Source organism: Bifidobacterium sp. POST2/T3 (B1) (assembly GCF_058197115.1).
Genome location: NZ_JBVPQK010000093.1, coordinates 1 through 8,612, shown reverse-complemented (window position 1 = coordinate 8,612; position 8,612 = coordinate 1). Strand labels below are relative to the sequence as shown.

The following is an 8,612-nucleotide window of genomic DNA, read 5'->3' as shown; positions in this document are numbered from 1 at the left end:
TTTCAGGAAGCAACATCCGTTGAGGCCAGTGTATGTGTCTTTTTCTCGTAAAAGTGGCATTGACCGGCACCAGATCCGTACCGTTCCGGTATTAATCTTTATGGGTGAAGCACCAATAGCTTATCGAGAAAAATGTCCTGCAAAAAGAGCCGGGTTCATTGCAGCATATCCAACTATGGATGCTGTCTCTGCTTGGTCAGTACAGGCGGCCGTTAACGGGGTCTACCAGATAGATGATTTGAATGAATGGCTGGGGAGGCATCGGTCCTCGATGGCGTCAACCGACTGATCGATGCGACCTGTGCGCAAAGATCAACCCCCATGAGGCGGGTCATGAGATTGACCTCAAGGCGGACAGGCCTAGGCCGGGCTCGGCTGACTTGTGTCTGCTTGTTCAGGATTCGCTGGATGATGTGGTTGCCGCGCCCTGTGGGAGTCATGTCGACTATCTTGGCCCGGTCAGCCGGACTGGCGCGCATGGGACTATCACCTCGGTGTATGTCAGGGACCCCGATAGGAACCTGATCGAGCTTTCCAGATATGACCAGGGCTGATACTGAAGAAGAATCGGTCATATCAATCGGCAATAACACGAATGCAAATACAATTATGGGAAAGCGATAAGTGACAGATCTTAAACGGCATCCTATTCAGGTATCGATTGTTTAGTTTATTACAGTTACAAGGCCTTGTTTAATTTGGTTTCATAATGATATGCACGCGGTCAGGTTTAGTTCTATGCCTATGTAATTACCTTTTCCGGGATTCGTTGACTGTTTTGTTGACAAACTTATTTGATTATGGCGATGGAATCAATAATGGAGAAGTGCGACGTAGAGTTTCGTGATGTTGGGTTCTAAGATATGTTTGGTCAAAGGGCAGCATCTTGTCATCGGGTAAACTGCTGACTGGCCACTGTGCCGAATTCAACCATCCCTTATCGTCCCGTCTTTCCCTTCCTCATTCAGTGAAAGGATCTTGGAAAAGCGTCTGTGGCTATTGAGTTGACCAGTTCTATTGTTTCAAAGCCTGCTACGCATAGGATTGTAGGGTGGCTCCGTTGTGTTGGGGGATTGGCGGGGCCACCCTGGTTGGCCGGGCCGTCTTGGGATGCGGCCCGGCTGCTTACTCGGATGAAGATTCTAGGCGTGCAGGCTACGGGTTTCCCGCCGGTGGCGTCCGGCTGCGGCGGCGCCGGCTGCGGCGAGCAGCCCGGCGGCGAGCAGGAGGATCATGGTGCCGTTGCCACCCGTCAAGGGTAGGGTGCCTTCGTAGGTGTAATCAAGTTGGGCTGGTGTCTGGCTGGCGCCGCCCAGGGTCCAGTCCACGACCACGTCGGCCTGTCCCGGATTATGGGCGGGCGTGACAAAAGAGACGGATCCGTCAGGATTCTGCTGCAGGGAGCCGACCGCCGCCTGGTCGAACTTGACACCGGCGATCAGCAGTTGTGGGTCGAGTGCTACTGGTACTGGCACGAGACTTTTAGCAGCGGCTAAATATAGTCCTACGGGGATGCTGGTGTTGCCGAGCTGGCCGCACCAATTATTTCCCCAGCTGTACGCGTTCCCGTCACGCCCTATGGCTAGGGAATGGTAGAATCCTGCGCTGATTTGTGCTGTTGCGAGCCCGGTGCCGGCGCTGCCCTGGCCTGCGGGCGGCGACACACGTATGGGCGTTTGCTGGTAGGTGTTGCTGTTGTTGATGCCGAGCTGGCCTTGATCATTGCCGCCCCACGCCCAGACTGCGCCGCTCCTGTCGATGGCCAAAGAGTAGACCACGCCTGCGCTGATCTGCACGGCTTGGAATGCTTGGCTTGGGCTTGTGGGATCCTGGATCTGTTTAGGTGTGGGCTGGTTGGTTTTCGTGCCGTTGCCCAGCTGCCTGCTGTCGTTGCGTCCCCATATCCAGGCAGCGCCGTCCTGGGCGATGGCCATGGCGTGGTTGCCTCGAGCGCTGATCTGCGTGGCTTTGAAGTTCTTGCTCGTGTCCTTGGGGTCGGCCACGCGTGCCGGGTCGGCGGCATATATTCGGCTGTTGCCTGCTGTGGATGTTCCGTTGCCGAGCTGACCGAAGTTGTTGAACCCCCAGGTGTACACGTTGCCGTCCGCGTCCAGGGCCATGACGAGGCCCCAGCCGATGCTTACCTGGACCGCGTGCAGTCCCTGGCCGGAGCCGTTGGGGTCCTTGGCCAGGGTCGGCGCCCACTTCAATGGGCCATATTCGCCGTCGCTATTGTATTCGCTGCCCCAGGTGTAGACGCGCCCATCCGGGCTGATGGCCGCCGAGTCGAAGTCGCCGGCGCTCACCTGGACGGCCTTGAAGGGCTGGCCGTCCGCGCCCTTGACGGGCTGCGGCTTAAAACGCTCGGTGTTAGTGTTGGCGTTGTCGCCCAGCTGCCCGTGGTCGTTGTTGCCCCAGCTGTAAACAAGGCCGTCGTTGCCGACGGCCAGCACGTGGTTCGCGCCTGCTGCGACCTGCGTGTAGGTGAACCCGGAGGCCACGCCTGCGGGCAGGGGGACCCTGGTTGGCGTCTTCTGCATGGCCGTCTTCTCCGGATCCTGGCCCAGCTGACCATGATCGTTGTATCCCCAGGCGTAGGCGTTCCCGTCGCTGGCCACGCCAACGGAGAAGCCGAATACAGTGACGTTGGCGCTTACCTGGCTGAAGCGGATGCCGCGGCTTAGCTTGGGCGGGGTGATGGTCGCCTGCTGGCCGCCCAGCACGCTGCCCTTGCCTGGGCTGATTGACCAGCCGCCGGTGTTGGCGGGGCTCCAATGCGCGACCAGGGTGATGTCCGCGGTGACCGGCTGGCTGAAATCATAAGCCACCTTCGATTCGCCCTTGGCGTCCTTGAGGAACCAGCCGTCGAACAAACAGCCTGCCGCCTGGGGGTCAGGATGCGGCCGCTTCGCCTGGTAGTCCTCTGTGACGGACTGGGTTTTGGGCATGCCTGAGGGTGTCGGGCAGGAGCCGGCCGTGGATGTAAACCCGACGTTGTATTTGGGACCGATGTATGTGTAGGACAGGTAGGCGTCCGGCTGCGGCTCGTTCATGCTCCAAGAGACGGCAACATTCACCCAGCCCCTGCTGTGTGGCGGAGCGGTGACGCTCCAGGTGCCGTCAGCGTTGGCAGTCAGGTCCCTTCCAGCCGTCCCGCCGAAGCTGACACTGGTCAGCGTGGGCTTCCCAGGGAAGACGACCATGCCTGGCTTAGTGGCGGAGGACTTGGTAGTGTCCCGCCCCAGCTGGCCGCGGTCATTGGCACCCCAGCTGTACAGGTTCCCGTCCGAGGCCAAGGCGAAGGAGTAACCTTGGCCTTTCTGCAGTGCAGTTCCTCCTGCGTTTGCCAGAGTATAATTCTGAACGTCTTTCGGCGGCCGTACTGCGCGTAGCGTGCCGTCTTTTGAGGCGGAGCCGGTGTCCCGCGCCAGCTGGCCGCTATCGTTGTTTCCCCAGCTGTACAGGATGCCGTCCGAGCCAACGGCTAGGGAAAAGTCAGCTCCTGCGCTGATCTGAGTGAAGCCTTTGACACCTTCCGGCCGAGTAACGATGCCCGGCAAGCCCGCTAGCGTGGTGCTACTGGGAGTGCGTCCCAACTGGCCGTTATCGTTGTTCCCCCAGCTGTAGATGTTGCCGTCCGTTCCCAGGGCCAGGGAATGCCAGTATCCTGCGCTGATCTGGGTGAATTTTGAGACACCGTCTTTCGAGGAAACGATATTTGGCAGATCGGCAAAATTGCCCTCGCGTCCCGTTCCAAGAGTAGATCCCCAGCTGTACAGGTTGCCCTTCGAATCGATGGCTAGGGAAAAGCTATTTCCTGCGCTGATCTGGGTCGATTTTGAGGCACCGGGTGGAAGAATTACTTTACCCGGTCGATTGGCAGCCGGGCCTTGGGCAGGAAAGCGTCCCAAAATACCCCACTTCTCATCTCCCCAGCTGTAGATGTTCCCATCCTCGCCTATAGCTAGGGAAAAAACATCTCCTGCGCTGATCTGAGTGAAGCGTTTGACACCTTCTGGCCGAGTAACGATGCCCGGATGGTCGGCTGGTATAATCTTGGTGTCACGTCCTAACCTATTGTAGTCTTCATTTGTGCCGGGATCTCCCCAGCTGTAGATGTTCCCGTCCGAGCCAATGGCTAGGGAAAAGTTATATCCTGCGCTGATCTGAGTGAAGCGTTTGACACCTTCCGGCCGAGTAACGATGCCCGGCCTGTCCGCTGGCGTGGTGCTGCTAGGGGTGCGTCCCAGCTGACCGTATTTATTATCTCCCCAACTATAGATGTTCCCGTCCGAGCCCAAGGCCAAGGAATGCGTATACCCTGTGGCCATCCTGCTGAAGCGTATGCCGGGCGTGGTGGGCGTGGTCAGGGTGATCTGGTTGCCTCCAGCTGTTTGCCCGGAAGACGGGCTGAGGCTCCAGGCAGTCCATTTGGCGGTCAGGGTGAGGTCTTTGGTGACGGGCTGGGTGAAGTCGTAGGCCACGTTGCCAGTGAACCAGCCGTCGAACGTGTGGCCGACCCTGCTTGGGTCCTTGTCTGGCCTGCTGGCCTGCTCACCGTCCGTGACGGTCTGCTGACTGATGTTGTTGCCTCCGGCGCTATCAAAGGTGATGGTGTGCGTTACTGCGCGTGTCTGGGGCTGGCTATCGGCGGTCTTGCTTTGGATGCCGGTGTCGCCTGGCTTGTCGGGCGCGGACTGGGCGGTGGTGATGGGGGATGCGGTGTTCAGGGGTGAGGGTGAGGGCAATGGCGACTGGGGGCTGGCCGACATGGTCGGCAGGGTTGGTGCATTGGCTGATGGGTCCGCCGGTTGGCCTGTCGCCGTCTGCTCCAGCCTGGTCGGCTGGGGCACGCTGGATTCGCTGTCGGCTGTGTCGGCCGCAGCCAGGCTGCCCATGATCAGGCTGGCGGGCAGGATGATAGCCAGCAGAACACCAACCATGGTTGTCGACCGGCCGCGTGCGGACTTATGCCAAAGTGTAATATGCATAATCCCTTCCCGAATAAATGTAGTTCAATGATGAAATTCCCCATGTTCATGATGAACTACGTACCGGGAACGACCCCGGCAGCTAAAACCATGCTATCACCTGCATATCTATGGGCCAACTCGAACGTTGATAAAAGGTTTCGCTCTTTTTTCTTCCGAATATTGTAAAAAGATATTCATTGAGCCGACCAGTCTGATGCAGTCTATACGGGAGGCGGTCCGATTAAATACTGGTGAATACATGCCGGCTATGCTATTGCCGATTGCCGTTCTTGGCCGGTTTGGTTATTGCCTTTGGCATCGTATACGGTGCCGGCCCTGTAGGCGTGTGGGTGATTCTGTCATTTATGTCGCTAACGCCCGTCCGTTTGGGGCGTGATGCACTTTGCCAATTTTGGGTCGCACGCGGTCACATATTTGGACGCTGGGGAAGTTTGATCGCATATAACAAAACCCTTGCTTTTTAATCAGAGGCATAGGGTTGAGGTGGGGTGGCTAACGCGGCTCGAACGCGCGACCTCCTGAACCACAATCAGGTGCTCTACCGACTGAGCTATAGCCACCATGGTGAACCGACCCGCATCGCGAATCAGTGCAACAGATGAAACTATACACGATGGCATGACATGGCACGCCGGTGAAGTGTGACCCATGCGGTAATGGCCATCTTTGTCTTTGGACCTTTAGTTTACGACTATGGCCTCTACATCAAAGGTTTCCAGCACCACCAGAGTCTGGTCATCGACGGTGAAGTCCGGATCATCCAGCGCCTGTCGCATATTCTCTGAGGTCCAGAAGGACTCATGAGCCTCACGCCACTCCGCAAGACTTTTATAGCCTTCTCCCTCGTTCAGAACATGCTGCCATGTGACCACGCCCAGTCGGATCACGCTCACCGAGGCATATCTAAGGACGGCAACTGGCTGGTTATCTGAGTTCACCAGAATCGTTCGTCGGCCGGAGGAGGGGAGTGGTTCATGATCGTGGATGAACTCTGTCATCAAACTGGTCGTAGCAGTTTTGCCCCCATCGAGAATTGCTTTCACTAGGCGATCGCGTTCTGGACCAGGGAAGGCGAATTCGTCCCTGGGAAAATTCCCAACATCTTGGGCTTTGACTGTCGGTATTTGTCTATTTGCCATAATCGATGTGATTGCTTGGTGTTCTTGGGTCTGCTTCGTCGAGCGCTTTTCTTATGGGCAGGTAGGCCTTGATCAGATCAGTCAGGCTCATAGCGGCGTTGGCGGGGCTGGTGGACGGCAGATTGAACATCGTCAGTCGATGTCCCTTCTCCTGCAGGTTCTGCAGGCAGTAGCGACGGTAAAGCTGACCGGCCTTGCGTCCTGTAGTGAATATGGTGCCGATGGGCGCACGGTCCAGCAAACTGGCGATGTCGGTAGGCACTACATTGGTGATTGAAGCGTCGGAGGCACCGTGGATGTCGCATTCCTGGATGACATCCCAGAGTGCAATACGGTGGTTGAGGGCGAACCGTGCGCGGTCAGCCGGATCGCGCTCCGGAACAGGCTGGTCGAAGAGCGCGGCCAGTACGGGCCAGAAGCGGTTGCGCGGAAACATGTAGTAGAAGCCAGCCTCGCGCGAACTCGGGCTGGGAATGGATCCCAGGATCAGTACACGGGACCGGTCATCCCAGACAGGTCCGAACCCGTGAGTGACGTGTCTGGTTGCGAGTGAAGTCATGCGCCGAGCAGGCTTGTCAGAGACGCAGTCATCACGTTAGCCTGCGCAATCACCAGAATGAAAACCAACAGGCTGGTTGCGCATTCAACCAGGCCCACATACAGAATGGGAATGCGGCGCCGACGAGAGATGGCAGGCAGCAGGGCCGCACGCACCAGCAGAACCAGGGCCGTCAACAGAGGCCACCATCCTGCGGTGCGTACCATGGCGACTCCCATCAGGCAGAGGGCCAGGTTCCATGCCAGAGAAAGCAGGTAGCACCAGGTCTTGCCGCGCTCGCGGATCATGGTTTTGACGAAGATGACCGAACCGAACTGGGTCACAGCGAAGACAGCTGCACTGACCACTCCGAGCGACGGCAGGGCGGCGCTTGGGAAAAATCCGCTGGCGAAGCAGTCCACAGCAGGATTCGGCTGGCATCCGAAGTAGCCGACACCGGAGCTTTCCAGACCCGGTTCCGGCTTCTGGAATCGTGACCCTAGCGAGACGGCGATCAGACAGAGCATGCAGGCCGCGATCACGACTACCGTATCGTTCCACCAGGAGCGTTCCATGCGCATCCAGGCGGCTGCAAAATTCAACACGCCCAACACCAGGTAGAGTGGAGCCCATCGCAGGAGCCCAGGCGTGCCGACCAACAGAATAAGCCCGGTCATGGCCGTAAGCAGGGCGTATCCCAAAGCTGGTGGCGCGAATCTGGCAGCTCGGTGCGAAACCATCCACCGCGAGCCGGTGAACTCAAAGCAGTAGCAGAAGGCCCAGGCGACCATGAGCAGCAGGCTTCTCCAGGTCGGGCCTCCGATCAGTAGACCGGCCAGACCCGGCATCAAGGCCATGGCCCAGCCGCCAATCTGGTCGGGTATCCATAGCCGCCGCCACTGTCGTCCCTTGGGCCCTGAACCGGTCGATTTTGCCGGTTTGCTGCCGTTTGACACGGCGGCCTTGCCCCTGTCTGCGTCTGTAAGCATACTCATCAGCCTACGCCCCTGTACGGCTGTCACTGCCTCTTCCGTAATGCGGATTTGGTCAATATCATGGTTGAAGGAGTGGTGAATCATACGGGTCCCTGGTTTCAGGAGGCAGATGATGGGTCAGGTGGATATCAAACGCGTATACGAGCAGGCCGCTGACGGGGACGGGGTCCGCATCCTGGTCGACAGGCTCTGGCCGCGCGGTGTCAGCAAGGAGCGGGCAGCCTTGTCCGGGTGGCTCAAGGATGTGGCACCCAGTCCGGACCTGCGGCGCTGGTGGCACCATGATCCGGACCGCTTTGATGACTTCGCCCGCCGCTACCGTACCGAGCTGGACGACAACCCCGCCTTGGAGGATCTGCTGAGCATCGTGCGCGAACACGATCGGACGACACTAATCTTTGCGGCCAAGGATCCAGCAGTCAACCATGCCCTGATTCTGCGCGACTACGTCCGCCAGGCTCTTGGGAAGGAAGACAGGTAGATGCCGGCATTGATGTTTCTGGCGTCTATATTTACCAATCCAGATATATATTTCCGTACTTATATATATGTAGGAATCCGCCAAAGGTGGGCACCTCATTGTAGGTATCTGTAATCATAAGGTATGTGCAGGAGCTTTCCCATCAACGGTTCCGGTGCGGCATTGCAGTGAGCAAAGCCTAGAGCATACTTCCAAGTGTTAGACGTGGTCATGTCTGCCCTGGTGATATACTTTTCTGCGTGTGTGCCGACAGCACGCCTTATGTTACAGGTGAGCTTGTCGGGATATCCCCGAATCCGAAGAGTGCAGGCAGCAATGCCCGGCAGGAGGATCAGGGGCCATCGGGCCGGTGGACAGTGGCTGATCTCTCCTCCTGGGAGCGACTGCGGCTGCGGTGCGGCGGTCTCGCAGTGCAAACGAAGACAAGTTCATCGAAGGAATCGGAGAGAGTCAGTTGCCAACAAT

Annotated in this window: 7 protein-coding genes and 1 tRNA gene; 3 read left to right on the top strand and 5 right to left on the bottom strand. The window is 58.0% G+C overall.

Annotated elements, in window-relative coordinates; genetic code table 11:
- Together AC0AP0_RS06025 and AC0AP0_RS06020 are read left to right on the top strand one after the other, a co-directional pair.
- The coding region (locus AC0AP0_RS06025; RefSeq protein ID WP_490429715.1) for a hypothetical protein at positions 1-289 on the top strand (289 nt) is incomplete at its 5' end.
- Positions 243-554 carry a VOC family protein gene (locus tag AC0AP0_RS06020; RefSeq protein WP_490429714.1) on the top strand — a complete coding sequence of 104 codons (312 nt, stop codon included), beginning with the start codon at positions 243-245 and terminating at the stop codon, positions 552-554. The genes AC0AP0_RS06025 and AC0AP0_RS06020, both read left to right, overlap by 47 nt.
- Positions 555-1,142: 588 nt before the next feature.
- On the opposite strand, the gene AC0AP0_RS06015 is transcribed toward AC0AP0_RS06020, so the two are convergent.
- The 5 genes from AC0AP0_RS06015 to AC0AP0_RS05995 all read right to left on the bottom strand — a co-directional run bounded on the left by AC0AP0_RS06015 (position 1,143) and on the right by AC0AP0_RS05995 (position 7,666).
- Complete coding sequence (locus tag AC0AP0_RS06015; RefSeq protein WP_490429713.1) at positions 1,143-4,991, bottom strand: RCC1 domain-containing protein; 3,849 nt, start codon at positions 4,989-4,991, stop codon at positions 1,143-1,145.
- A gap of 487 nt (positions 4,992-5,478) precedes the next feature.
- Positions 5,479-5,554 (bottom strand) — tRNA-His (locus AC0AP0_RS06010).
- A gap of 120 nt (positions 5,555-5,674) precedes the next feature.
- Complete coding sequence (locus tag AC0AP0_RS06005; protein WP_490429712.1) at positions 5,675-6,133, bottom strand: ASCH domain-containing protein; 459 nt, start codon at positions 6,131-6,133, stop codon at positions 5,675-5,677.
- Positions 6,123-6,692 (bottom strand): DNA-deoxyinosine glycosylase, encoded by a 570-nt coding sequence (locus AC0AP0_RS06000; protein ID WP_490429711.1) that lies wholly within the window; start codon positions 6,690-6,692, stop codon positions 6,123-6,125. Before AC0AP0_RS06000 ends, AC0AP0_RS06005 begins: the two co-directional genes overlap by 11 nt.
- On the bottom strand, positions 6,689-7,666 hold the full coding sequence (locus tag AC0AP0_RS05995; RefSeq protein ID WP_490429710.1) for a YwiC-like family protein: 978 nt from the start codon (positions 7,664-7,666) through the stop codon (positions 6,689-6,691). The genes AC0AP0_RS06000 and AC0AP0_RS05995 overlap by 4 nt, the downstream gene beginning before the upstream one ends.
- A gap of 112 nt (positions 7,667-7,778) precedes the next feature.
- Here AC0AP0_RS05995 and AC0AP0_RS05990 point away from each other — a divergent pair, with 112 nt between their 5' ends.
- A complete protein-coding gene (locus AC0AP0_RS05990) occupies positions 7,779-8,147 on the top strand; it encodes a DUF488 domain-containing protein (protein ID WP_490429716.1) in 369 nt (122 codons plus the stop codon).
- Positions 8,148-8,612 lie beyond the last annotated feature (465 nt).

Excerpts from the sequence above, each read along its gene's own strand:
- AC0AP0_RS06020 (WP_490429714.1), top strand. The coding sequence starts at position 243 with ATGAATGGCTGGGGAGGCATCGGTCCTCGATGGCGTCAACCGACTGAT.
- AC0AP0_RS06015 (WP_490429713.1), bottom strand. The coding sequence starts at position 4,991 with ATGCATATTACACTTTGGCATAAGTCCGCACGCGGCCGGTCGACAACC.
- AC0AP0_RS06005 (WP_490429712.1), bottom strand. The coding sequence starts at position 6,133 with ATGGCAAATAGACAAATACCGACAGTCAAAGCCCAAGATGTTGGGAAT.
- AC0AP0_RS06000 (WP_490429711.1), bottom strand. The coding sequence starts at position 6,692 with ATGACTTCACTCGCAACCAGACACGTCACTCACGGGTTCGGACCTGTC.
- AC0AP0_RS05995 (WP_490429710.1), bottom strand. The coding sequence starts at position 7,666 with ATGAGTATGCTTACAGACGCAGACAGGGGCAAGGCCGCCGTGTCAAAC.
- AC0AP0_RS05990 (WP_490429716.1), top strand. The coding sequence starts at position 7,779 with ATGGGTCAGGTGGATATCAAACGCGTATACGAGCAGGCCGCTGACGGG.